Here is a 22,298-nt window from a genome sequence, read left to right on the forward strand (position 1 = left end):
GGGCCGGACCGGGGCCGCCGCGCCCGCCGCCCGCCCGACGGCCCCGGTCCGGCCCGCCTCCGTGCCGGCCGCCGCCGCGCTCCCCGTCATCGCGAAGCCGCCGATCCGCAAGCTCGCGAAGGACCTCGACGTCGACCTCCTCGAGGTGCAGGCCACCGGCCTCGCCGGCGAGGTCACCCGCGACGACGTCATCCGCCACGCCTCCCAGGCCAGCGTCTTCCGCAACATCCAGACCCCCGCCTGGGGCGACGACCGCGAGGAGCGCATCCCCGTGCGCGGCGTCCGCAAGGCGATCGCCGCCGCGATGTCGACGAGCGCGTTCACCGCGCCCCACGTCAGCGTCTTCGTCGACGTCGACGCGACCCGCACCATGGAGTTCGTCAAGCGCCTCAAGAACTCGCCCGACTTCGCCGGCGTCAAGGTCTCGCCGCTGCTCATCATGGCCAAGGCCATCATCTGGGCCGTCCGCCGCAACCCCACCGTCAACTCCGCCTGGACCGACACCGAGATCGTCGTCCGCCACTACGTCAACCTCGGCATCGCCGCGGCCACCCCGCGCGGACTGCTCGTCCCCAACGTCAAGGACGCCCAGTCGATGAGCCTCCTCGAACTGGCCCAGGCCCTCGAGAAGCTCACCCTCGACGCCCGCGACGGCAAGACCACCGCCGCCGACATGCAGAACGGCACCATCACCATCACCAACATCGGCGTCTTCGGGATGGACACGGGCACCCCGATCCTCAACCCCGGCGAAGTCGCGATCATCGCCCTCGGCACGATCAAGCAGAAGCCCTGGGTCGTCGACGGCGAGGTCCGCCCCCGCTTCGTCACCACGGTCGGCGGCTCCTTCGACCACCGCGTCGTCGACGGCGACGTCGTCAGCCGCTTCGTCGCCGACGTCGCCAGCGTGCTGGAGGAACCGGCGCTGCTGCTCGACTGAGCGGATTCCTCCTTCGTCGTCATCCGCTCCGCGGTCGGCTGTACGAGGTGGGGGCGTGTCGTGGAGCGGGGAGCGTACCGCTACGGCGAATCGCTGGAACGCGATTCGGCGGTGAGCTCGGCGGTGCTCGATCGGGCGGATTCCTCCTTCGTCGTCATCGGCTCCGCGGTCGGCTGTACGAGGTGGGGGCGTTTCGTGGAGCGGGGAGAGCGGGGGAACGGCAGCGGTCAGCGGGGGGAGACGGCGAAGGAGTGCAGGGCGAGGGCGTCGCTCAGGCGGGCGGCGACGCGGGCGCCGCGGACGCTGGTGCCCTGGGGGTCCAGCGGCGGGCTGACGACGGCGGCGCCGAGGCGGCCGGGAGCGGAGAGGACGAGGGCGCCCGAGACGCTCGACTTGGCGGGGACGCCGACCGCGCGCATCCAGCGGCCCGAGCCGTCGTAGACACCGCACGTCGCCATGACCGCGACCACGTCGCGCGCGACCGACGCCGGCACGACCCGCTCGCCGGTCCCCGGGTGCACGCCGCCGAACGCGAGGGTCGCGCCCATCGCGGCCAGGTCGCGGACGTCGACCAGCACGGCGCACGCCCGGGCGTACGCGGAGACGGCGTCGTCGGCGCTGCGGTGCAGGGTGCCCTCCGCGCGCATCAGGTGCGCGAGGGCGTGGTTCCGGTCGCCGAGGAGGTGCTCGTCGGCGGCGACGCTCTCGTCGACGGAGAGCGGGCGGCCGGCGAAGGCGGAGAGGCCGCGGAGGATCCGCTCGCTCCGGCCGTCGGCGTCGCCCCCGTCGACCAGGGCGGCGGTCAGCAGCGCTCCCGCGTTGACCATCGGGTTCGGCGGACGCCCGGTGCCGCTCTCGAGCTTGAGGGCGTCGAAGGCCTCGCCGGTGGGCTCGATGCCGACGCGGTCGAGCGCGTCGCCGCCGGTGTCGAGGAGCGCGAGCGCGAACAGGAACGGCTTCACGGCCGACTGGATGCTGAACCGCGCCTCCGCGTCGGCGCTCGCGCGGACGGACCCGTCGGGCAGGACGAGCGCGATCGCGCAGAGACCCGGGTCGGCGTCCTTGAGCGCGGGGATGCTGTCGTCGACCTCGCCCCCGTCGTCCGGCAGCACCTCCCGGCGCAGCGCCTCGAGGTCGAAGGCCAGGGGATCGGGGAGGGGGCTCATCCGTCCACTCTGTCAGGGCGGGGAGCCCGTCGCGTTCCGGGCCTCAGACGAGCCCGAACTCCGCGTCCAGCGCGTCCAGCTCCGCGGCGAACGACGCGCGCAGACTCTCCTTCTCGTCGGCGGGCAGCCAGGAGGCCTCCGCTCCAGTGAGCGCCATCGCGCGCAGCTGAGCGGCTGTCGCGCCGATCGGGCCGGCGGCGAGGCGGTACTCGTCGGCGAGCGTGGTCGGGAACACCCCGGGATCGTCGGAGCAGGGCACGACCCGCAGTCCCGCGTCGAGCATCGCCCGGATGGACGCGCGCCGCCAGGGCCGCCAGGAGCGGCGCGAGGTCGTCGAGGCGACGGTGAACACGACGCCCTGCTCGCGGACGCGCTCGACGACGGCGGGGTCCTCGAGGACGAAGTAGCCGTGGTCGATCCGGTCGCAGCCCAGCAGATCGAGGCAGGTCGTCGTGTTGGCCGCGGTCGGGGCGTGCTCGGAGGAGTGGGCGGTCCGCCCAGGCCGGCCTCCCCGGCGAGGCGGTAGGCGTCGGCGAAGCGCTCGGGCGGACCCGCCGTCTCGAGGTTGTCGAGCCCGATCCCCGCCACGTACTGGTGGGGGTGGCGGACGACCTCGCGGACCAGCTCGAGCGCCTCCTCCCCGCTGCGGCCCGCGGCCTGAGCCGGGACGGTTCCCGACGGGGCCCGCGGGTCCGCGCGGCTCCGGGAAGCCGGACGCGGTCCCGCGGGTCGGACGCCGCTATGCCATGAGCGCGACCGCCGTCCACGAGACGGGCGGGAGGGTCAGCGTCAGCACGCCGTCCTCGAGCGTCGCCGGGGCCTCGCGCAGGCGCACGCGGTCCTGGTCGTCGCGGGTGTTCTTCGCGTAGGGGTCCTCGTCGAACAGGGCCACCGCCTCCGCGATGCTCGAGACTCCGAGGCCGCTGACGTCGACGGTGACCTCGATCGGCTCCGTCTGCGACCGGTTCACCAGGAAGACGGCCGCGCGGCCCTCGTCGACGGTGGCGACGGAGTCGATGAGCGGAGCGTCGCCATGACGGGCGGTCGAGTAGGTCCCCGCGTCGATCCGGGGGCGCAGCACCGAGCCGGAGGCCAGGCGCGCGGTGGTCGAGAACGGGAAGAACGTGGTCTGGCGCCACGCGGCTCCGCCCGGCTCGGTCATGATCGGCGCGATCACGTTGACGAGCTGCGCGAGGGAGGCGGAGGTGACCCGGTCGGAGTTCTTCAGCAGCGTGATCATCAGGTTGCCGAGGACGACGGCGTCGGCGACGGAGTAGACGTCCTCGAGCAGGCGCGGGGCGTAGGCCCACTCGCGGGTGCTCTGGTCGCCCTCGGCGTCGGCCTTCTCCTTGGCCTGCCACTCCTCGAGGTACCAGACGTTCCACTCGTCGAAGGAGAGCTTGATGTCCTTCGTCTTCTTGAGCTTGAACTTCACGTGGTCCACGGTCGCCGCGACGGTGGCGATGAAGTACTCCATGTCGAGGGAGGAGGCGAGGAAGGAGCCGAGGTCGCCGTCGTACTCCTGGTAGTAGGCGTGGCACGAGACGTACTCGACGTCGTCGTACGCGTGCTCGAGGACCACGCGCTCCCACTCGCCGAAGGTCGGCATCGACGAGCTCGACGAGCCGCAGACGACCAGCTCGAGCGAGGGGTCGGCGATCTTGAGGGCCTTGGCGGTGCGGGAGGCGAGCTTGCCGTAGTCGTCGGCGCTCATGTGGCCGACCTGCCAGGGGCCGTCCATCTCGTTCCCGAGGCACCACATGCGGATGTCGTAGGGCTCGGTCCCGCCGTTGGCGATGCGCTGGTCGGCGAGAGCGGTGCCGGCCGGTCCGTTGGCGTACTCGAGGACGTCGAGCGCCTCGAGGACGCCGCGGGTGCCGAGGTTGACGGCGTACATGATCTCGCTGCCGGTCAGCTCCGCCCACTTCGCGAAGTCGTCCAGCCCGACCTCGTTGGTCTCGAGCGAGTGCCAGGCCAGGTCGCGGCGGCGGGGGCGCTCGGAGCGCGGGCCGACGCCGTCCTCCCAGCGGTAGCCCGAGACGAAGTTGCCGCCGGGGTAGCGGATCGTCGTGGTGCCCAGCTCCTTGACCAGCTCGACCACGTCGAGGCGGAACCCGTCCTCGTTCGAGGCGGGGTGGCCGGGCTCGTAGATGCCGTCGTACACGCAGCGGCCGAGGTGCTCGACGAACGAGCCGAAGAGGCGCGGAGTGACGGGGGCGACGACCGCGGCGGGGTCGAGGCTGATGCGCGCGGTGGCGGCGGGGGCGTCGGTCATGAGGGCCTTTCGGGCTTCGGGCTCCCGCAGCGGGCTCGGCGGCGAGCGGTCTTTCTAACGTTGTACACGATGGTCCGCCCCGCCTCCGCTGCTGTCAAGAGCGGCACGGGGCTCACCCGCCTCGCTGCGTGCCGCTGCCGAGGTCGGCCGACCTCCTCCCGCATCGACCCTCCCCGCCGCCGCTCAGCGCACCTGTGCTCGACTGGGCGGGTGCCCTCCTCCGATGCCGTCACCGACGCCTGCTCCGAGCTCGCCGACCGCGCCGACGCCCTCGCGGCGTCGCATCCCCGCCCGCGCGCGTTCCTTGCGGCCGTCGCGAAGGACGTCGCCGGCATCCGCAGCGCCCCGCTCGGCGCCCTCGACCTGGCGCACGGCGGCCGCAACCGGGTCCGGGGGAAGGGCTTCCGCCGCCCCTACGACGACGGCACCCGCGGCCAGGCCCGCCACTTCGCCGGCGTCGCGGGCGCCACGCTGTACCTCGGCGGCCCGCTCGCGCACCTGTTCCTCCGGACCGTCGGCGGCGACGTCCGCGGCTCGGCCGACGACCGGCTGACGACGCGGGCCGTGGAGTGGAGCCGGCTCCTCCGCCGCGGCGAGCTGGCCGTCGCGGACGCGGGAGCGTGGATCCGCCGCGAGATCTGCGGCAGCGGGACCTGCGCCTAGGCCCCGGCCGACGCCCGGCCGACCGGCGGGTCCTCCGCGATCGGCCGGCCCGCGGTCGACTCCCGGGCGACCACGGTGAACGCCGCCTCGTGGAGCGTCCCGGGGCCGGTGCGGGTGCCCTCGATCCGGGCCTGCAGCACCTCGACCGCAGTGCGCGCGATCTCGTCGCGCCCCGAGTCCACGCTGGAGAGGCTGGGGGAGGAGTAGCCCGCCTCGTCGATGTCGTCGAAGCCGATCACCGCCACCTCCTCGGGCACGCGGACCCCCGCCTCCTGGAGCGCGCGGACCGCGCCGAGCGCGAGGGTGTCGTTGAGTGCGAACACGGCGTCGAAGTCGAGCCCGGAGGCGAGCACGCGGCGCATCGCCTCGGCGCCGCCGGAGCGCCGCCACGGGCCCGAGACGCCGATCATCCGCTCGTCGTAGGCGATGCCGGCCTCGGCGAGCGCGGCGCGGTAGCCCTCGAGGCGGAGCGACGCCGAGCTGACCGCGGCGTCGGGGTGCGTCCCGAGCACCACGATCCGGCGCCTTCCGGAGGCGAGCAGGTGCGCGGTGGCCGCGTGCGCCGCCGCCGTGTTCTGCATGGTGACGTGGTCGACCAGCCCGGTGAAGATCCGCTCGCCGAGCAGCACCAGGGGGAAGCCGACCGCGAGTGCGTCCTCGTCGGCGAGGCCCAGCGGGCTGAAGAGCAGGCCGTCGGTGAGCTGCCGGCGCTCGCTCGCCAGGACGCTCCGCTCGCGCTCGGGGTCGCCGCCGGTCTGCTCGATCAGCACCGTCAGGCCGCGCTCGTCGGCGGCGCGCATCACGCTGTCGGCGAGCTCGGCGAAGTAGGGGAGGCTCAGCTCCGGCAGGGCGAGGCCGATCACGCCGGTGCGGCCGCGGCGCAGGCTCCGCGCGGACAGGTTGGGGCGGTAGCCCAGCTGCGCGATGGCCGCCTGCACCCGGGAGCGGGTGGCCGGGCGCACGTGCGGATAGTCGTTGATCACGTTCGAGACGGTCTTGATCGAGACGTCGGCGGCGCGGGCGACGTCGTGCAGCGTGACGGCCACGGTCCTCCCTCCGCTCGGCCCTCACGCTACCCCGGGGCTCCGCTCCGGCCTGTCGCGGATCGACGCCGGGGCGGCGTGCGGGCGGGGCGCGTCGCCGGAGCAGGACGCGCCCCGCGGCCGATCAGGTGTACCAGCTGGGCTCGGGGACGGTGTCGAGCAGGGCGAAGACGCCGACCTCGCGGCGCTTGTAGGGCAGCGGATCGTGCAGGGAGTGGGTGCGGAGGTTCCGCCAGTAGAGGTCGAGTCCGACCGAGCTCGCGGAGGCGCGGGCGCCGGTCAGCTCGAAGACGCGGGTCGCCGTCGCGAGGCCGTCCTCCACGATCCGCGCCTTGGCCGCGGCGATCCGCACGGCGATCTCGCCGCGGCGCCGAGGCGTCAGCTCCTCGCGCGGAGCGTGCAGCGCGGCCGAGAGCGCGGCCCCCGTCGCGTCGATCAGCGCCTCGTCGGCCCAGAGCCGGGACTGCAGGTCGCCGTATCCCTCGAGCACGTACCACTCGTCGCCGGCGCGCTCCTTGTCGTCGCCGCCGTACGGCCAGGCCCGGGTGCGCTCGCGGGTGTACTGCGCCGCGCGCTCGAGCGCTCCCTGCGCGATGCCGAGGTAGAACTCGGCGAAGACCTGCTGGATGACGGGCACGTTGAGGGTGTTGTAGACGAGCGGACGGTAGACCTTGTCGACGAAGCCGGCCGCCGCCGCCCACGGCACGCGGACGCCGCGGATCTCGACGGAGCCGGACTCGGTGAGGCGCTGGCCGAGGCTGTCCCAGTCGCGGCCGAAGACGATCCCCTCCTGATCGGTGGGCACGATCGCGAAGAGGTGGGTGTCCGTCCCCTCGAGCACCCCCTCGAGCACGGTCAGGTCGCTGACCACGCCGCCGGTCGAGAACGACTTGCGGCCGGTGAAGACCAACTCGTCGCCCTCCTCCCGCACGGTGAGGTCGGAGTCGCGCGGGTTCACCGCGCCTCCGTAGAGGAGGTCCCCCTCGGTCGCGAGCTGCTCGACCGCGATGATCTGCTCAGGGGTCCCCACGAGGCGGGCCGCCCAGGCCCAGAGGTAGTGGTAGCCGAGCAGCTGGCCGATCGAGCCGTCGCCGCGCGCGACGGTGCGGACGACGCGGAGGGCGGTGGTCCACTCCTGGGCGCCGCCGCCGTGCTCGGCGGGCCCGAGCAGCGTGACGAGGCCGGCCGCCTTGAGCAGGGCGACCTCGGCGAAGGGGGCGGCGCCGGCGCGGTCGCGCTCGAGGGCGTCGGTCGCGAGCACGGCGGCGACCTCCTCGGCGCGGACGAGCCAGGCGTCGGGGGAGTCGGGCCGGGGGGCGGCCGACCAGTGCTCGGCGGCGGCGCCGATCGTCGTCGCGGCGTCGGCGCCGGTGGTCGTGGGTGCGGTGATGGTCACGGTGTCCTCGTCTCGTCGGGGGCGGTGTGCAGCGACTGTGCCAGGGGCGAGGGGGCCGGAGCGAGGCGCGTGTCGCCCCGTGTCGGCGTGTGTCCGCGGATGACCGGCGGGCGCCTTCGCACGATTTTGACAATCGTTATCAATAGCCGTTAGCGTGGGGGCACCCGCCCGGCCCCTGACCCAGATCGGCTCACCGTGAAGATCCGCCTCCTCGCCCTCACCGCCCTCCTCGGCGGCACCGCGCTCGCCCTGAGCGGCTGCTCCGGAGCGGGCAGCGCCTCCGACAGCTCCTCCGCCGCCGCCGCGGGCGGGCCCGTGAAGGTCGTCGCGTCGACGAACGTCTACGGCGACCTCGTCTCGAGCATCGGCGGCGACCTGGTCGAGGTGACCAGCATCATCGACAGCCCGGACAAGGACCCGCACGAGTACGAGGCCACCGCCCGCGACCAGCTCGCCGTGTCCGGCGCGACCCTCGTGATCGAGAACGGCGGCGGCTACGACCACTTCCTCGACACCATGATCAGCGCGGCCGGCACCGAGGCCCCCGTCATCACGGCCACCGTGATCGCCGGCCTGGAGGACGTCCACGACCACGCGGAGGAGGAGGAGTCGGAGGGCGGGCACGAGCACGCGGAGTTCAACGAGCACGTCTGGTACGACCTCTCGGTGATGAAGGAGGTCGCGGGGCGGATCGGCGACGAGCTCGCCGCGCTCGACCCCGACAACGCCTCCGCCTACTCCGCCAATCTCGCCACGCTCGACGAGGGGCTCGACGCCCTGATCGCCCGTGAGAGCGAGCTGAAGGGCACGCTCTCCGGCCGCTCCATCGCGATCACCGAGCCCGTCCCGCTGTACATGACCGACGCGCTCGGCCTGACCGACGCGACCCCCGAGGCCTTCAGCGAGGCGGTCGAGGAGGGCACCGACGTCCCCGCGACCACGCTCCAGGAGACGCTGGCGCTGTTCTCCGGCGAGGCCGTGGACGCGCTGATCTACAACGAGCAGACCGAGGGGGCGCAGACGGACGCGGTGCTCGACGCCGCGAAGGCCGCCGGGATCCCGGCCGTCCCCGTCACCGAGACGCTGCCCGAGGGCGATGACTACACCGGCTGGATGACCGCCAACCTCGACGCGATCGAGGGAGCCCTCTCCCAGTGAGGCACGACTCCCCGACCAGGCCCGTCTCCCCGGAGGCGGGCCCTTCGGCGTCCGTGCTGCGGCTGCGCGGCGCCGGCCTCCGCTTCGGCGACCGCGAGCTGTGGAGCGGCGTCGACCTCGACGTGCGCGCCGGCGAGTTCGTCGCGGTGCTCGGCGCGAACGGCTCCGGCAAGACGAGCCTCCTGCGCGCGGTGCTCGGCCAGCAGCAGCTGAGCGCGGGGGAGCTGCAGGTGCTCGGCGAGCCCGTGCACCGCGGCAACCGGCGCATCGGCTACATCCCGCAGCAGAAGCTCGCCGACGAGGGCACGCCGCTGCGCGCGCGCGATCTGCTCGGGCTCGGGATCGACGGCCACCGGTTCGGCCTGCCCCTGCCCTCCCGTTCCCGGCGCGCGGCCGTCGACGCGCTGCTCGAGGCCGTCGGCGCCACCGCCTTCGCCGACGCCCCCATCGGCAGCCTGTCCGGCGGCGAGCAGCAGCGCGTCCGCGTCGGCCAGGCGCTCGCGGGCGACCCGGCGCTCCTGCTCTGCGACGAGCCGCTGATCGCGCTCGACCTCGCCCACCAGCGAGCGGTCAGCGAGCTGATCGACCGGCACCGCCGCGAGCGGAACCTCGGCGTCCTCTTCGTCACGCACGACGTGAATCCGGTGCTCGGCATGGTGGACCGCGTGCTCTACCTCGCCGGCGGCCGGTTCCGGATCGGCACCCCCGACGAGGTCCTGCGCTCGGAGGTGCTCAGCGAGCTCTACGACGCACCCGTCGACGTGATCCGCGCCCGGGGCCGGGTCATCGTGGTCGGCGCCCCCGACCACTCGCACGTGCACGAGCACGAGGAGGGGCAGTCGTGACGGACGTCTGGTCACAGATCTTCGACTTCTCGGACTACGGAGCGCTGCTGTCGCTCCTGATGAACTCGGTGATCGCCGGCGCGGTCCTCGGAGTGGTCGGCGGGCTCATCGGCGTCTTCGTGATGTCGCGCGACATGGCCTTCGCGGTCCACGGCATCAGCGAGCTCTCGTTCGCGGGGGCCTCCGCGGGACTGCTGCTGGGCGTCGGCGTCGTCGAGGGATCGATCGTCGGCTCGCTGATCGCGGCGGTCCTGATCGGCGTGCTCGGCTCGCGCGCCCGCGACCGCAACTCGATCATCGCGGTGCTGATGCCGTTCGGACTCGGCATCGGCATCCTCTGCCTGGCCCTCTACCCGGGCCGCAGCGCGAACAAGTTCGGCCTGCTCACGGGTCAGATCGTCGCGGTCGACGACCCGCAGCTCGGGTGGCTGATCGGCATCTCGGTGGTCGTCCTCGTCGGTCTCGCGCTGATCTGGCGCCCCCTCACCTTCGCGAGCGTCGACGCCGACGTGGCGGCCGCGCGCGGCATCCCCACCCGGGCGCTCTCGATCGCGTTCATGCTCCTGCTCGGCCTCGCGGTCGCCGTCTCGGTGCAGATCGTCGGCTCGCTGCTCGTGCTCGCGATCCTGGTGACGCCGGCGGCCGCGGCGCTGCGCCTGTCCGCCTCGCCGGTGATCGTGCCGCTGCTGAGCGTGCTCTTCGCCGTCGGCGCGCTGGTGGGCGGCATCCTGCTCGCGCTGGGCGGATCGATCCCGATCAGCCCCTACGTGACGACGATCTCGTTCGCGATCTACGCGGTCTGCCGGATCATCGGCCGCAAGGGCGTCCGGCGCTCCCGGCTCGCCGTCGGCGGGGGGCGGTAGCGTGGCCCGGGTCGTGCGGAATGGAGGTGGTCCAGTGGTCAAGCGCAACACGTGGCAGCGCGAGGCGGTGCGCGAGGCTCTCGGGCGTCGCGAGGACTTCGTCAGCGCCCAGGGCCTGCACAGTGCGCTGCACGCCTCCGGCTCGCCGATCGGGCTCGCGACGGTCTACCGCGCGCTCTCGGACCTGGCCGTGGAGGGCGAGGCCGACTCGCTGCAGTCGCCCGAGGGCGAGAGCCTCTACCGCGCCTGCACGCCGGGGACGCACCACCACCACCTGATCTGCCGCCGCTGCGGGCTGACGGTCGAGATCGCGGCCGACGAGGTCGAGGAGTGGGCGCGCTCGGTCGCGTCGCAGAACGGATTCACGGACGCGCACCACGTCGTGGACGTCTTCGGGCTCTGCGCGGCCTGCACCGCGGAGCTCGCCGAGGCCTGACGCCGGTCCGGCCGGGAGCCCGTCCGCGGGCGCCCCTCGATCCTGGTCCGGCTCAGGCCGGGAGGAACACCCCGATCGACCGGTCCTTCACCACGGAGCCGGCGGGCAGCACCCGCCCGCTCATCGCGAGGTAGACGCCCGGCGGCAGCAGCTGCACGGCGGCCACCGCGGTGCCGAGGTTGAACGCGGCGTCGCTGTCGAGCATCCGTGCGGGCTGCATCGCGCCGGTGAGGACGACCACCCGATCGCGGACGACGCCGAGGGCCTCGGCCGTCGCGGTCATCGTGTCGGTGCCGTGGGTGAGGACGATCCGGTCCTCCTCGGCGGCGAGCACCCGCTCGCGGATGAGGGCCCGATCGGCGTCGTCGAGCTCGAGGCTGTCCTTGGCGAGGACCTCCTCGACGCGGAACTCGAGCGTGGTGAGCACCGGGGCGAGCAGGCGCGGCACCATCGGGGCGCCGATCTCGAGCTCGCCCGCGAGCGAGTACTCCTTGTCGACGGTGCCACCGGTGGTGAGGACGAGGATGCGGTCAGTCACGCGATCAGACTAGGCGCCGCCTCCGACACCGGCACGTTCGTGCGCACTGGCCGCGCCACGGCGGCGGCGGCGGCCCGCATCGGGAACGATGGAGCGCATGACATCCTCCTCCCCCTCCCTCCTCCGCACCGGCGCCAAGGTGCTCCTCGGCTCCGCCCTCCTCTTCGCGGGGGTGAGCCACCTCACCCGCAAGCGGGAGGAGTTCCAGGCGCAGGTGCCCGAGTGGGTGCCGCTGGACAAGGACGCGGTCGTGCTCGCCTCGGGCGTGGTCGAGATCGGGCTGGGCGCCTCGCTGGTGCTCGCGCGCCGACGGGCGCCGCTGGTCGGAGCCGCGGCCGCCGCCTTCTTCACCGCGATCTTCCCGGGCAACGTCTCGCAGTGGGTGACGCGGACGAGCGCCTTCGGCCTCGACACCGACCGCAAGCGCGCCGTGCGCCTCGCGTTCCAGCCGCTGCTGGTGGCGTGGGCGCTCTGGTCGACCCGGCGTCCGCGGGGCTGATCCCACTCGGATGATCCCGCTCGCCGGGCGGCACGACGCCGGCCGTGAGCGCGTGCCGCCCGCCGCCCGCCGCAGAGGATCCCCCTCAGCCGTCGCCGTGCTGCGCCTCGGCCAGCAGCGGCGCGAGCAGCTCCTCGATCCGGCGCCGCGCCCCCTTGGCGTCGCCCGCGGCGATCGCCTCGACCAGCTCGGCGTGCTGGCGGGCGTGCACGTCCTCCTCGCCGACGACGTCCTCCTCCAGCACCGACTCGAACATGCCGGTGAGGCCGTCGTAGAGCTCGACGAACAGGTCGTTGTGGGTCGCGACGACGACGGCCCGGTGCAGCGCGGTGTCGGCGGCGATCCGCTCGGCGAGCTCCGGCGCCTCCCACGAGCGGGCCCGGCGGGCCAGCAGGGAGCGGAGGGCGGCGACGTCCTCCCCGGTGCGGCGCTCGGCCGCCAGCGCGGCCGTCGCCCCGTCGATCGCGAACCGCAGCTCGAGGCCCTCCCGGCGGGCGGCGCTCGGGATGCGGCGGCGCAGCGACTCGGCGAGCTGCGAGCGCGCGGTGACGAACGTGCCGCGCCCCTGCTCCCGCCGCACGAGGCCCGCCTGCACGAGGGCCTGGACGGCCTCGCGGACGGAGTTGCGTCCGGCGCCGGTCCAGCGGGCGAGCTCGGCCTCCACCGGGATCCGCTCGCCGACGGCCCAGCGGCCGGAGCGGATCTCCTCGTGGAACAGCGCCGTGACGTGGTCGATCACGCTCTCGCGCTGGAACGGCGCCGCGGGGCTAGACTCGCCAGGATTCATCCCATCATCCTATCTCTCGGGGACTCCATGACCGCAGCACCGACGCTCCGCGCCACCGCCCTCCTGGCCCTCGCCGCCATCGCGATCACCGCGCTGAACCTCCGCACCGCCGTCACCGGCTTCAGCCCGCTGCTCGACACGATCGGCACCGATCTCGGCTTCGGGCCCTCGCTCTACGGGGCGCTGGGGACGATCGTCACCGCCTCCTTCGCCGTCTTCGGCTTCGTCGCCGCGGCCGTCTCGCGCCGGATCGGCCTGGAGCGCACGCTCGCGATCGCGACGCTGGTGACCACGCTGGGCATCGCCCTCCGCGCGCTGAGCCCGAGCCCGGTCGCTCTGGTGCTCTCGACCGTCGTCGCCTTCGCGGGCGTGGGCACCACGAACGTGCTCATCGTGCCGATCGTGAAGCGGTACTTCGCCGAGCGGATCAAGACGGTCAGCTCGCTCTACCTGGCGCTGCTGCAGGTGGGCCAGTTCGTCGCTCCGCTGGTCGCGGTGCCGCTGGCCTCGACGGCGGGGTGGCGCTGGGCGATCGGGATCTGGGCCGTGATGACGGCCGCGGCCTGCCTGCTCTGGGCGGCGCTCGCGGCCCGCGGAGGAGGCGGGGCGGCTCCGGCCGCCGCCGGCGGCCGCGTGGACGGGGCCTGGCGCACGCCGCTGCTCTGGGCGATGGTGCTGATGCTCGGGATGACCGGTCTGCACACCTACGGGATCATCACCTGGCTGCCGACGATCCTCGTCGACGCGGGCGCGGATCCGGCGCAGGGCGGTGCGCTGCTGGCGCTGTTCTCGGTGTTCGGCCTCGCCGCCGCCTTCGTGGTGCCGCCGCTGACGCTGGGGATGCGCAACCCGGTCGTGGTCGTGGTGGTGTGCTGCGCGCTGCTCGCCGTCGGATACGCCGGCCTCGTCGTCGCTCCGCTGGAGGGAGCCGTGGCGTGGGTGGTCTGCCTCGGGCTCGGCGTCAGCACGTTCCCGATGACGCTGACGCTCGTGAACGCGCGGACGCGGACGACCACCGGCTCCTCGACCCTCTCCGGCGCCACGCAGGGGCTCGGCTACGGGCTCGCCTGCCTCGGTCCGCTGCTGATCGGCGTGCTCTACGAGGCGCAGGGGGACTGGAGCGGCGCGTACGCGCTGCTGTTCGCCGGAGTGGCGGTGCTGCTGGTCAGCGGGATCGTCGCGTGCCGTCCGCGGTTCCTCGAGGACGAGGCGGCGCTCCGCCGGGCCTGAGCGGCGGCGCTCAGCGCGACGCGGCCGGAGCGAGCGCGGAGACGATCCGCCCCAGCCCGAAGCGCCAGGCGCTCTCCACATCGCCGCCGAGGGTGAAGGCGCCGGTGATCTCCATCCCGATGAACCCCGTCGCCCAGGCGGTCAGCGTGCGCGCCGCCTCGAGGGCGTCCTCCTCGCCCGCCAGCTGCGCGGTGAGGTCCAGCAGGCGGGCGCTCGCCGCGTCGCGGTACTCCTGGGGGGCGACGGGCGTGCCGGGAGCGGGGGCCGTCACGAGGAGGAACGCGGCCGGCCGGTCTCTGGCCGGAGCTCCTGGCCGAGCTGCGCGCGATGGGCCGCACCCTCGACGACGTGCGCGGCGTCGTGCTGACCCACGGCGACTCCGACCACGTGGGCTTCGCCGAGCGCCTGCGCCGCGATCACGGCGTGCCGGTCCACGTGCACGCCGCCGACGCCGAGCGGGCGAAGGGCGGGGCGAAGCCGAGGACCGCGACACCGCGGCTGCGCGTCCTGCCGCTCCTCGGCTTCGCGGCCTACGCGCTGCGGAAGGGCATCGCGACGGTCCCGCCGCTCACCGAGGTCGTCGAGGTGCACGACGGGCAGACGCTCGACCTGCCGGGCGCTCCCCGCGTGATCGCGCTCCCGGGCCACTCCCCGGGGAGCATCGCCGTGCACGTGCCGCTGGCCGACGCGGTCTTCGTCGGCGACGGGCTGACCACCCGCCACGTGCTCACCGGCCGCACGGGTCCGCAGCCCGCGCCCTTCACCGACGAGCCGGAGCAGGCGCTCGCGTCGCTCCGGGCGCTCCTGCCCACCGGGGCGCGCTGGGTGGTGCCGGGCCACGGAGCGCCGTGGAGCGGCGGGATCGAGGCGGCGGTCCGGCTGGTCGAGAGCGCCTGAGGCGCGGAGCCGTTCAGGAGGCGGGGACGAGCTTCCAGCGGTCGGCGAGGATCTCGAGGCCCTTGTCGAAGGTCGCCGACCACGCCGTGACGTCGTGGGCGCTGTCCGGCACCTCGAGGTAGGTGGCGCTCATGCCGGCGGCGACGGCCGCGGCGTAGACGGTCTTCGCTCCGGGGAGGAACGAGGTGTCCTCGGCGCCGACTCCGAAGATCGCGACGGTGCCGGTGTAGGGGGCGTTCGCCGCGAGGACGTTCACCGGCTTCGCGGCCTCGTAGGCGGCCTGGTCGTCGCCGAACCCCTGCGCGACCGTCGCCGCCTCGCTGCCGAGGGTCGGCGCGAGCTCGCCCGAGGCGTCGACGATGTTGCCGAAGAGCGACGGGTGGCCGGCGCCGAGCTGGATCGAGCAGGTCCCGCCCTGCGAGAGGCCGCCGATCGCCCAGTGCTGCGCGTCGCCGAGCACCGGCAGGTTCGCGCGGATCCAGTTCGGGACGTCGACGGTGAGGTAGGTGGCGGACTTCCCGAGCGGCGAGTCGACGCACATCGGGTTCCTGTCCGGATCGCCCAGCTGGTCGGGCGACACGACGATCGGCGCGAGGCCGGCGTGCGTGGCGGCGTAGGCGTCGAGGGTCTGCTGGAACTTCTCGGTCGAGAGCGGATCGGAGGGCGACCCCGGCTGCCCCGAGAGCATGATCATCACCGGCAGCAGCGGCGGTGCCGCGGTGAGGGCCGCGGGCGGGAGGTAGACCACGGCGTCGCGGGCCGGGAAGCCCGACGCGGTGGCGGGGATGGCGACCGTCGAGACCGAGCCGACGGCGGGCATCCCGGCCGGGGCCGTCCAGGTCGCGAGGTCCGAGTGCGGTCCGTCCGCGGCGGCGACCGGCACGGAGGAGTCGGAGTACGCGCTGATCCCGAGCGCGCTGCGCACCGTGGGGTACTGGCCGAAGTCGATGTTGACGGTCATCGCGGCCGCCGCGACGACGAGCACTCCGGCCGCGAGCGACGCGAGCACCCCGCGCGCGCGCCGGCGGGCGATCGCGTGTCCGAGGACGACCAGGGCGACGCCCAGCCCGCCGATCCCCAGGCCGATCGCGACCCGGGTGACCGGCGTGAAGTCGACGCCGAACGGGCCGTCGGGCCCGTCGACGAGGGCGGCCAGGGCGGCGCCGCCGATCAGGCCCAGGAGGAGGACCGCGACGGCGATCCCGCCGCGCCGGGAGCGCCCGCGGCGGGGAGCGCGGACGTGGGCGGCGAGCAGGAGGAGGAGCGCTCCGATCGCGAGCACGTAGACGGCGACGACGAGGGGGCCGGAGACGAGGCTCAGGTCGAGGAGAGAGGTCATGCGTCGATCCGGTCTGTGGGTGCTCGGGCGGGCGTCAGTCTGGCGGCGGTCTCTGGAGGAGAGCCGGGAGCTGTCGGGAGCGATTCTCCTCCCCGGGCGCGGATCCACCGAGCTCTCCACCGATCGGGCGCAACCCCGCGCGCCGCGCCGCCGCTCCCGCCTAGCGTGGGACTCCCGACGCACACCGCGCCCTCACGAAGGAGCCCGCACCATGACGCAGCACCCCCGCCTCGAGACCTCCTCCCGCGAGGCCCGCGCATGAGCCGCGGAGTCGCCGTCGTCACGGGCGGCACGGCCGGGCTCGGACGCGCCACGGTCCGCGAGCTCGCCTCCCGCGGCTGGGACGTCGCCGTGCTGGCGCGCGGCGAGGACGGACTGGCGGCCACGGTGGCCGAGATCGAGCAGAAGGGCCGGCGCGGGCTGGGCATCCCGACCGACGTGGCCGACCGCGAGGCCGTCGAGTCGGCGGCCGACCGGGTCGAGGCCGAGCTCGGCCCGATCGAGCTGTGGGTCAACGACGCGATGGTCGGCGTCTTCGGCGAGTTCCTGTCGACCGAGCCCGCCGACTTCGAGCGCGCCGTGGGCGTCAACTTCTTCGGCTTCGTCAACGGCACCCGCGCAGCCCTCTCCCGGATGACCCCGCGCGACCGCGGGCACGTCATCCAGGTCGGCTCCGCCCTCGCGCACCGGGGCATCCCGCTGCAGGCCGCGTACTGCGCCTCCAAGTTCGGCGCCCGAGGCTTCACCGAGGCCGTCACCGCGGAGCTGCTGCACGCGAAGAGCCGCGTGCGCCTGTCCGAGGTCGACATGCCGGCGCTCAACACCATCCAGTTCAACTGGGTGAAGTCGCAGCTGCCGCACCACCCGCAGCCCGTGCCGCCGATCTACGAGCCCGAGGTGGGCGCGATCGCGATCGCCGACGTGGCCGACGAGCCGCGCCGCCGCACCTGGGTCGGCGAGCCGACCGCGGGCACCATCCTCGGCGACCGCTTCGCCGGGCGCTTCATGGACTGGTACCTCGCCCGCAGCGCCTTCGACGGTCAGCAGGCCCCCGACAAGACGGAGCCGATGCTCCCGAACAACGTCTACGAGCCGGTCCCCGGCGATCACGGCGCCCGCGGCCTCTTCAGCGATCGCGCGCACACCATGACGCCCCAGATCTGGATGATCCGCCACCGCGCCCTGAGCTACGCGGGGGCCGCCGCGGCCCTCGCCGCCGGCGCCGCGGGCGTCGTCTCGGCACTGCGGAGGAAGTGACCGTGGTCGACGCCGTCGTCATCGGGGCGGGGCCCAACGGCCTCGCCGCCGCGGTCACGCTCGCGCGGGCCGGGCTCTCGGTCACCGTGCTCGAGCGCAACGAGACGATCGGCGGCGGCGCGCGCACGGCGGAGCTGACGCTGCCCGGCTTCCACCACGACGTCTGCTCGGCGGTGCACCCGATGGCGCTCGCGTCCGGCTTCTTCCGCGCCTTCGGGCTCGACCGGCGCATCGAGCTGGTCGTCCCCGAGATCTCGTACGCGCATCCTCTCGACGGCGGCCGCGCGGGCATCGCCTACCGCGACCTCGACCGCACGGTCGAGGCGCTGGGGCGCGACGGAGCGGCGTGGCGCGCCCTGATGGGACCTCTCTCCGAGCGGGCCGACCGCGTCGCGGGCTTCACCAACGACGCGCTGCTGCGGATCCCGACGGACCCGAGCGTGCTGATCCGCTTCGGACTGCGGGTGCTCGAGCAGGGCACCCCGGTGTGGAATCTGCGCTTCCGCGAGGACGTCGCCCCGGCGATGTTCTCCGGGGTCGCCGCGCACTCGATCCGCCCGATGCCGAGCCCGTCGACGGCCGCGGCCGCCCTGGCGCTCGGCGCCTACGCCCACGCGCGCGGCTGGCCGGTGCCGATCGGAGGCAGCCAGTCGATCGTCGACGCGCTCGCCGACGACCTCCGGGCGCACGGCGGCACCATCGAGACCGGCGTCGAGGTGACCTCGCTCTCCGAGCTGCCCCTGGCCCGCGCCGTGCTCGTCGACGGCACGCCGACGGCGCTGCTCGCGATGGCGGGGGACCGGCTGCCCCCGGCGTACGCCGCGGCCCTCCAGCGCTTCCGCTACGGCAACGGCGTGGCCAAGGTCGACTTCGCCCTCGACGGGCCGGTGCCGTGGACGAACCCGGAGCTCGCCGGCGCGGGCACGCTGCACGTCGGCGGGAGCCGCGCCGAGATCGCGGCCGCCGAGCGCGACGTGAAGCGCGGCCGGCACAGCCGTGGCCCCTACGTGCTGGTGGCGCAGCCCTCGATCGTCGATCCGACCCGGGCGCCCGAGGGCAAGCACGTCCTCTGGGCGTACACGCACGTCCCCCGGTACTCGCCCGCCGACCAGCAGGAGGCGATCACCGCCCAGATCGAGCGCTTCGCCCCCGGGTTCCGCGACCGCGTGATCGGCGCCTCCTCGATGACCGCCCGCGACATGCAGGCCTACAACCCGAACTACCTGGGCGGCGACATCGCCGCCGGCGCCGCGAGCGTCGCGCAGCTGCTCTCGCGCCCGGTCCCCACGACCGACCCGTGGCGGACGCCCGCGAAGGGGCTCTACCTCTGCTCCTCGTCCACCCCGCCCGGGCCGGGCGTGCACGGCATGGCCGGCTGGCACGCCGCCCGCAGCGCGCTGTGGCACGAGTTCGGGGTGCGCGAGTCGCCCGACCTGTCGCCGGAGGCGCGCCCGGCCTGAGCCGCCGCTGTTGCGCTGCGCCCGTCGTCGCCCCCGGCCTGCCAGGCTGAGGGACGGCGCCGCCACGCGCCCCACCACCACTCGAAGGAGCCCGCGATGTCCCGCACCACCCGCGTCGTCCACTGCCCGCCCGAGTCCGTCTTCGCGGTGCTCGCCTCCGGCTGGCTGTTCCCGAGCTGGGTCGTCGGCGCGTCGCGGATGCGGAAGGTCGACGCCGACTTCCCGCACGTGGGCTCGCAGCTGCACCACTCCTTCGGCCTCTGGCCGCTCGTGATCGACGACCGCACCACGGTCCTCGAGTGGGACCCGCCGCGCCGGATGGTCATCCAGGCCGCCGGCTGGCCGCTCGGCGAGGCCCGGGTGCGCGTCGAGGTCGAGCCGCACGCGCGCGGCGCGAAGGTGCGGATGCACGAGGCGCCCGTGAAGGGCCCGGGCACGCTCGTCCCGAAGCCGCTGATGCACTCGTTCCTCTGGATCCGCAACCGCGAGGCCGTGCGCCGGCTCGCCCACATGGCCGAGGCGGGAGCCGCGGGCCGCACGCTCGCGCCCGCCTCGCTCCCCTCGCCCGCCGACCGCGCCGGGATCGACCGGCCGAAGCACGTCTGGGCGCGCCTGACCGGAGCGATCGGGTCGATCGCGGTCGGGACGCTCGTGGTCCGCGGCGTCCTCGCGGCCGTGCGGCGCGCCCGGAGCTGACGGGCCCGGACCCGACGGCGCCCGGACCCGACGGTGCCCGGAGTCGGCGGCGCCCCGGCAGGACGCCGCCCGGGTCAGACGATCCGCTCGACCAGCCGCACGTGCTGCACCGCGACGCGCTTCGGCTCGCCCGCGAAGGCGGCGTCGCGCTCGGGCGAGGCCAGGTACGCCCGCTCGACCTCGGCGAACGCGTCGGCGTCGCCGGCCGTGCTGACCGCCCAGACGAACTCGTTCACCTCGCGGTCGGCGTAGGCGAACTCGATCCGGAAGCCGTGGGCCTCGCGCGCCGGCACGATCCGCTCGGGGAACCAGGCGAGGAAGTCGTCCATCACCCCGTCCATCAGCTCGTAGCGTCGGAGTTGGATCGTCCTGGTCTCGGCTGCAGCGCTCATGCTGCGACGGTACCCGCCCGGCGGCCGCGCCGTCGCCGCGCTACGCTCGCCGCCGACAGCCCCACGACGAGGAGGACAGCACGGACCCCCGCCACCGCTCCCTCGCGCTGCTCGTCGCCGGCTGCTTCTTCATGGAGAACCTCGACGCCACGATCGTGACGACCGCCGCGCCCGCGATCGCCGCCGACCTGGGCGTCGACTCCGCCGCGGTCTCGATCACCGTCACCGCGTTCCTCCTCACCGTCGCCGTCCTCATCCCGGCCTCGGGCTGGCTCAGCGAGCGCTTCGGCGTGCGCCGCGTCTTCACCAGCGCGATCGCCGTCTTCACCCTCGCCTCCCTGCTCTGCGCGCTCAGCCCCACGCTGCCGCTTCTGGTCGGCGCCCGGGTCCTGCAGGGCGTCGGCGGTGCGCTGATGGTGCCGGTCGGCCGGCTCGCGGTGCTGCGGGCGACTCCGCGGGAGGGGATCATCCACGCCATCGCGATCCTGGTCTGGCCGGGACTGGTCGCCCCCGTGATCGCGCCGTTCCTCGGCGGGCTGCTCACGACCGTCGCCTCCTGGCACTGGATCTTCCTGATCAACCTGCCCCTCGGGGTCGTCGCGTTCGCGATCGCGCGCCGGATCGTCCCCGCCACCTCCGAGAGCGCGCCGCCCCCGCTCGACGTCACGGGGCTGGTGCTCGTCGCGGTCGGGCTCGGCGCGCTGGTCGGAGCGGCGGGGCTCCTCACCGGCTCCGAGCTCGACGGGCGGGCGGTGGTGCCGCTGCTCGTCGGCGCGGTCGTGACGGCGCTCGCCGTGCGGCACCTGCGCCGCGCCGAGCATCCGCTCGTGCGGCTCGACGCCTTCCGCTTCCGCACCTTCCGGGTCGCCAACGCGAGCGGATCGCTCTACCGGGCGACCGTGAACGCGGTGCCGTTCCTGCTCCCGCTGCTGTTCCAGGACGCGTTCGGCTGGAGCCCGGTGCAGGCCGGCTCCGTGGTGCTGGCGCTCTTCGCCGGCAACCTGGCGATCAAGCCGGCCACGACTCCGCTGTTGCGGCGCCTCGGCTTCCGCGGGGTGCTGGTCGCGGCGAGCGCGGTCGGGGCGGCGTGCATGGCGGCGATGGCGTTCCTCGAGCCGGCGACTCCGGTGGCGCTCGTGGTGGCGCTGCTGGTGCTGAGCGGAGTGGCCCGCTCGGCGGGCTTCACGGCCTACAACACCGTCACGTTCGCCGAGGTCCCGCAGGAGGGGATGTCGGGCGCGAACACCCTCAACGCCACCACGCAGCAGATCGCGGCCGGCCTCGGAGTCGCAGTGGGCGCGGTGGCGCTCGCCGTCGGCACCGCGATCGGGCCCGGCCTCGTCCCCTACCGCGTCGCCTTCCTCGCCCTCGCGGTGCTGACCCTCGTGCCGCTCGCCGCCGCCGCCCGGCTCCCGCGCGACTCCGGGAGCGCCCTCACCGCCTGACCCGCGCGGGCGTCAGGCGAGGCCGAGCGCGATGCCGTCGAGGATGTCGTGCGCGGTCGAGCGGACCCGGTCGACGCCCGGCGACGCCTCGTGGACCGCGCGGAGGACCTCGCCCCAGACCAGCGCGCCGGCCGCCAGCACGTCCTCGCGCCCCGGGCGGACCCAGGGGAGGGCCGCCGTCCCCTCCGGAGACAGCGCGGCGAGCTCGTCGCAGGCGGCGAGGACCTCGGAGAGGGGGAGGGACGTCTCGAGCGCGGCGTGGTCGGTGCTGCGGAGGACGTGCGCGGTGATCGTGAGCACGGTCGCGGCGACGCCGACGACGCTCCGGGCCTGCGAGAGGTCGACGGAGGAGGCGGCCAGCGCGGCGCCCACGTCCACCCGCATCGCCGCGCGCTCGCCCTCCGTCGGTTCGGCGGCCCGGCGGTGGCGCTCGGTCAGGCGGACGCTGCCGACGTCCATCGAGTGCGCCTGCTCCGGCTCCGCTCCGCCGAGCACGAGCTCGGTCGAGCCGCCGCCGAGGTCGACGACCAGCACGGGCCGGGCGAAGTCGACGGCCGAGACCGCGCCGCGGAAGGAGAGCCGCGCCTCCTCCTCGCCGGAGATCGTCTCCGGGGTGACGCCGAGGATCCGCTCGACGGCGGCGAGGAAGTCCTCGCGGTCGGCCGCGTCGCGGGTGGCCGAGGTGGCGACGAAGCGGAGGCGCTCAGCGCCGGCCTCCTGCGCGGCGGCCGCGTACTCGCGGGTGACGGCGAGGGTCCGCTCGAGCGCGGCCGGGTCGAAGCGGCCGGTGCGGTCGACTCCGCGGCCCAGCCGCACGAGCTCGGTGCGGCGCTGGACGTCGCGGAGGCGGCCGCCCTCCACGTCGGCGATCAGCAGGCGGAGGGAGTTGGTGCCGCAGTCGAGCGCCGCGACGCGCGTGGGGGAGGACATCCGCCCATTCTGCCCGCGCGGCCCGGGCCGGAGGCGGGCGATA

At 74.5% G+C, this 22,298-nt stretch carries 24 protein-coding genes; 13 read left to right on the forward strand and 11 right to left on the reverse strand.

Going from position 1 to position 22,298, the window contains the following annotated elements; all coding sequences use genetic code 11:
- Positions 1–940 (forward strand): dihydrolipoamide acetyltransferase family protein (locus C5C57_RS13115; protein ID WP_104297699.1); only part of this gene is annotated, 940 nt, incomplete at its 5' end.
- A 227-nt stretch (positions 941–1,167) separates the two neighbouring features.
- Here C5C57_RS13115 and glsA read toward each other — a convergent pair.
- The 3 genes from glsA to C5C57_RS13130 form a co-directional block, all read right to left on the reverse strand.
- On the reverse strand, positions 1,168–2,106 hold the full coding sequence (gene glsA, locus C5C57_RS13120) for a glutaminase A (protein ID WP_104247993.1): 939 nt from the start codon (positions 2,104–2,106) through the stop codon (positions 1,168–1,170).
- 43 nt (positions 2,107–2,149) lie between these two features.
- On the reverse strand, positions 2,150–2,542 hold the full coding sequence (locus tag C5C57_RS13125) for a hypothetical protein (protein ID WP_258072450.1): 393 nt from the start codon (positions 2,540–2,542) through the stop codon (positions 2,150–2,152).
- A gap of 303 nt (positions 2,543–2,845) precedes the next feature.
- Positions 2,846–4,381, reverse strand: coding sequence for an alpha-N-arabinofuranosidase (locus tag C5C57_RS13130; protein WP_104247994.1), 1,536 nt, complete (start codon positions 4,379–4,381; stop codon positions 2,846–2,848).
- Positions 4,382–4,591: 210 nt separating this feature from the next.
- On the opposite strand from C5C57_RS13130, the gene C5C57_RS13135 reads away from it, so the two are divergent.
- Positions 4,592–5,044 carry a hypothetical protein gene (locus C5C57_RS13135; protein WP_104224546.1) on the forward strand — a complete coding sequence of 151 codons (453 nt, stop codon included), beginning with the start codon at positions 4,592–4,594 and terminating at the stop codon, positions 5,042–5,044.
- Here the strand turns inward: C5C57_RS13135 and C5C57_RS13140 are convergent.
- Both C5C57_RS13140 and C5C57_RS13145 read right to left on the reverse strand, forming a co-directional pair.
- The gene (locus tag C5C57_RS13140) at positions 5,041–6,090 is read right to left on the reverse strand and encodes a LacI family DNA-binding transcriptional regulator (protein WP_104247995.1); all 1,050 of its coding nucleotides are present in this window, start codon (positions 6,088–6,090) and stop codon (positions 5,041–5,043) included. The genes C5C57_RS13135 and C5C57_RS13140 overlap by 4 nt on opposite strands.
- Before the next feature lie 121 nt (positions 6,091–6,211).
- Complete coding sequence (locus C5C57_RS13145) at positions 6,212–7,483, reverse strand: acyl-CoA dehydrogenase family protein (RefSeq protein ID WP_258072448.1); 1,272 nt, start codon at positions 7,481–7,483, stop codon at positions 6,212–6,214.
- 195 nt (positions 7,484–7,678) lie between these two features.
- On the opposite strand from C5C57_RS13145, the gene C5C57_RS13150 reads away from it, so the two are divergent.
- From C5C57_RS13150 to C5C57_RS13165, 4 genes are read left to right on the forward strand one after another with little or no spacing between them, the layout of a single operon-like run.
- On the forward strand, positions 7,679–8,641 hold the full coding sequence (locus tag C5C57_RS13150) for a metal ABC transporter solute-binding protein, Zn/Mn family (protein ID WP_258072449.1): 963 nt from the start codon (positions 7,679–7,681) through the stop codon (positions 8,639–8,641).
- Entirely contained in the window at positions 8,638–9,486 is an 849-nt protein-coding gene (locus C5C57_RS13155; RefSeq protein ID WP_104247996.1) for a metal ABC transporter ATP-binding protein, read from the forward strand. Before C5C57_RS13150 ends, C5C57_RS13155 begins: the two co-directional genes overlap by 4 nt.
- Before the next feature lie 59 nt (positions 9,487–9,545).
- On the forward strand, positions 9,546–10,349 hold the full coding sequence (locus C5C57_RS13160; protein ID WP_104233592.1) for a metal ABC transporter permease: 804 nt from the start codon (positions 9,546–9,548) through the stop codon (positions 10,347–10,349).
- Between the two features lie 34 nt (positions 10,350–10,383).
- Positions 10,384–10,785: a Fur family transcriptional regulator gene (locus tag C5C57_RS13165; protein WP_104238381.1), complete on the forward strand. Its 402-nt coding sequence runs from the start codon at positions 10,384–10,386 to the stop codon at positions 10,783–10,785.
- 52 nt (positions 10,786–10,837) lie between these two features.
- On the opposite strand, the gene C5C57_RS13170 is transcribed toward C5C57_RS13165, so the two are convergent.
- Positions 10,838–11,323 (reverse strand): asparaginase domain-containing protein, encoded by a 486-nt coding sequence (locus C5C57_RS13170; RefSeq protein WP_104224541.1) that lies wholly within the window; start codon positions 11,321–11,323, stop codon positions 10,838–10,840.
- Positions 11,324–11,411: 88 nt separating this feature from the next.
- Here C5C57_RS13170 and C5C57_RS13175 point away from each other — a divergent pair, with 88 nt between their 5' ends.
- Positions 11,412–11,822 carry a hypothetical protein gene (locus C5C57_RS13175; protein WP_181027249.1) on the forward strand — a complete coding sequence of 137 codons (411 nt, stop codon included), beginning with the start codon at positions 11,412–11,414 and terminating at the stop codon, positions 11,820–11,822.
- A gap of 85 nt (positions 11,823–11,907) precedes the next feature.
- Here C5C57_RS13175 and C5C57_RS13180 read toward each other — a convergent pair whose 3' ends face one another.
- Complete coding sequence (locus C5C57_RS13180) at positions 11,908–12,609, reverse strand: FadR/GntR family transcriptional regulator (RefSeq protein ID WP_104247997.1); 702 nt, start codon at positions 12,607–12,609, stop codon at positions 11,908–11,910.
- Between the two features lie 27 nt (positions 12,610–12,636).
- Here C5C57_RS13180 and C5C57_RS13185 point away from each other — a divergent pair, with 27 nt between their 5' ends.
- On the forward strand, positions 12,637–13,839 hold the full coding sequence (locus C5C57_RS13185) for an MFS transporter (protein ID WP_104247998.1): 1,203 nt from the start codon (positions 12,637–12,639) through the stop codon (positions 13,837–13,839).
- Between the two features lie 10 nt (positions 13,840–13,849).
- Here the strand turns inward: C5C57_RS13185 and C5C57_RS13190 are convergent, their stop codons facing one another.
- The gene (locus tag C5C57_RS13190; protein ID WP_104247999.1) at positions 13,850–14,110 is read right to left on the reverse strand and encodes a TetR-like C-terminal domain-containing protein; all 261 of its coding nucleotides are present in this window, start codon (positions 14,108–14,110) and stop codon (positions 13,850–13,852) included.
- Between the two features lie 38 nt (positions 14,111–14,148).
- Here C5C57_RS13190 and C5C57_RS13195 point away from each other — a divergent pair, with 38 nt between their 5' ends.
- A complete protein-coding gene (locus C5C57_RS13195) occupies positions 14,149–14,736 on the forward strand; it encodes an MBL fold metallo-hydrolase (protein WP_258059934.1) in 588 nt (195 codons plus the stop codon).
- A gap of 13 nt (positions 14,737–14,749) precedes the next feature.
- Here the strand turns inward: C5C57_RS13195 and C5C57_RS13200 are convergent, their stop codons facing one another.
- The gene (locus C5C57_RS13200) at positions 14,750–16,075 is read right to left on the reverse strand and encodes an esterase family protein (RefSeq protein WP_104297700.1); all 1,326 of its coding nucleotides are present in this window, start codon (positions 16,073–16,075) and stop codon (positions 14,750–14,752) included.
- A 258-nt stretch (positions 16,076–16,333) separates the two neighbouring features.
- Between C5C57_RS13200 and C5C57_RS13205 the strand changes: the two genes are divergently transcribed.
- From C5C57_RS13205 to C5C57_RS13215, 3 genes are all read left to right on the forward strand, one after another.
- Positions 16,334–17,332, forward strand: coding sequence for an SDR family oxidoreductase (locus C5C57_RS13205; RefSeq protein ID WP_104248002.1), 999 nt, complete (start codon positions 16,334–16,336; stop codon positions 17,330–17,332).
- A gap of 2 nt (positions 17,333–17,334) precedes the next feature.
- Positions 17,335–18,792 carry a phytoene desaturase family protein gene (locus C5C57_RS13210; protein WP_374953609.1) on the forward strand — a complete coding sequence of 486 codons (1,458 nt, stop codon included), beginning with the start codon at positions 17,335–17,337 and terminating at the stop codon, positions 18,790–18,792.
- 96 nt (positions 18,793–18,888) lie between these two features.
- The gene (locus C5C57_RS13215; RefSeq protein WP_104233566.1) at positions 18,889–19,488 is read left to right on the forward strand and encodes an SRPBCC domain-containing protein; all 600 of its coding nucleotides are present in this window, start codon (positions 18,889–18,891) and stop codon (positions 19,486–19,488) included.
- 74 nt (positions 19,489–19,562) lie between these two features.
- Here the strand turns inward: C5C57_RS13215 and C5C57_RS13220 are convergent, their stop codons facing one another.
- Positions 19,563–19,880, reverse strand: a complete 318-nt coding sequence (locus C5C57_RS13220; protein ID WP_104224531.1) for an NIPSNAP family protein — start codon at positions 19,878–19,880, stop codon at positions 19,563–19,565.
- 131 nt (positions 19,881–20,011) lie between these two features.
- On the opposite strand from C5C57_RS13220, the gene C5C57_RS13225 reads away from it, so the two are divergent.
- Positions 20,012–21,325: an MFS transporter gene (locus tag C5C57_RS13225; RefSeq protein WP_104297702.1), complete on the forward strand. Its 1,314-nt coding sequence runs from the start codon at positions 20,012–20,014 to the stop codon at positions 21,323–21,325.
- Positions 21,326–21,337: 12 nt separating this feature from the next.
- Here C5C57_RS13225 and C5C57_RS13230 read toward each other — a convergent pair whose 3' ends face one another.
- On the reverse strand, positions 21,338–22,255 hold the full coding sequence (locus C5C57_RS13230) for an exopolyphosphatase (protein ID WP_104297703.1): 918 nt from the start codon (positions 22,253–22,255) through the stop codon (positions 21,338–21,340).
- Positions 22,256–22,298 lie beyond the last annotated feature (43 nt).

The organism is Rathayibacter sp. AY1C5, from assembly GCF_002931705.1.
GTDB lineage: Bacteria > Actinomycetota > Actinomycetes > Actinomycetales > Microbacteriaceae > Rathayibacter.

Coding starts and splice junctions, on each gene's coding strand:
- C5C57_RS13200 (WP_104297700.1), bottom strand. CDS start 16,075: ATGACCTCTCTCCTCGACCTGAGCCTCGTCTCCGGCCCCCTCGTCGTC.
- C5C57_RS13130 (WP_104247994.1), bottom strand. CDS start 4,381: ATGACCGACGCCCCCGCCGCCACCGCGCGCATCAGCCTCGACCCCGCC.
- C5C57_RS13160 (WP_104233592.1), top strand. CDS start 9,546: ATGAACTCGGTGATCGCCGGCGCGGTCCTCGGAGTGGTCGGCGGGCTC.
- C5C57_RS13185 (WP_104247998.1), top strand. CDS start 12,637: ATGACCGCAGCACCGACGCTCCGCGCCACCGCCCTCCTGGCCCTCGCC.
- C5C57_RS13205 (WP_104248002.1), top strand. CDS start 16,334: ATGAGCCGCGGAGTCGCCGTCGTCACGGGCGGCACGGCCGGGCTCGGA.
- C5C57_RS13180 (WP_104247997.1), bottom strand. CDS start 12,609: ATGAATCCTGGCGAGTCTAGCCCCGCGGCGCCGTTCCAGCGCGAGAGC.
- C5C57_RS13175 (WP_181027249.1), top strand. CDS start 11,412: ATGGAGCGCATGACATCCTCCTCCCCCTCCCTCCTCCGCACCGGCGCC.
- C5C57_RS13215 (WP_104233566.1), top strand. CDS start 18,889: ATGTCCCGCACCACCCGCGTCGTCCACTGCCCGCCCGAGTCCGTCTTC.
- C5C57_RS13220 (WP_104224531.1), bottom strand. CDS start 19,880: ATGAGCGCTGCAGCCGAGACCAGGACGATCCAACTCCGACGCTACGAG.
- C5C57_RS13230 (WP_104297703.1), bottom strand. CDS start 22,255: ATGTCCTCCCCCACGCGCGTCGCGGCGCTCGACTGCGGCACCAACTCC.
- C5C57_RS13225 (WP_104297702.1), top strand. CDS start 20,012: ATGGAGAACCTCGACGCCACGATCGTGACGACCGCCGCGCCCGCGATC.
- glsA (WP_104247993.1), bottom strand. CDS start 2,106: ATGAGCCCCCTCCCCGATCCCCTGGCCTTCGACCTCGAGGCGCTGCGC.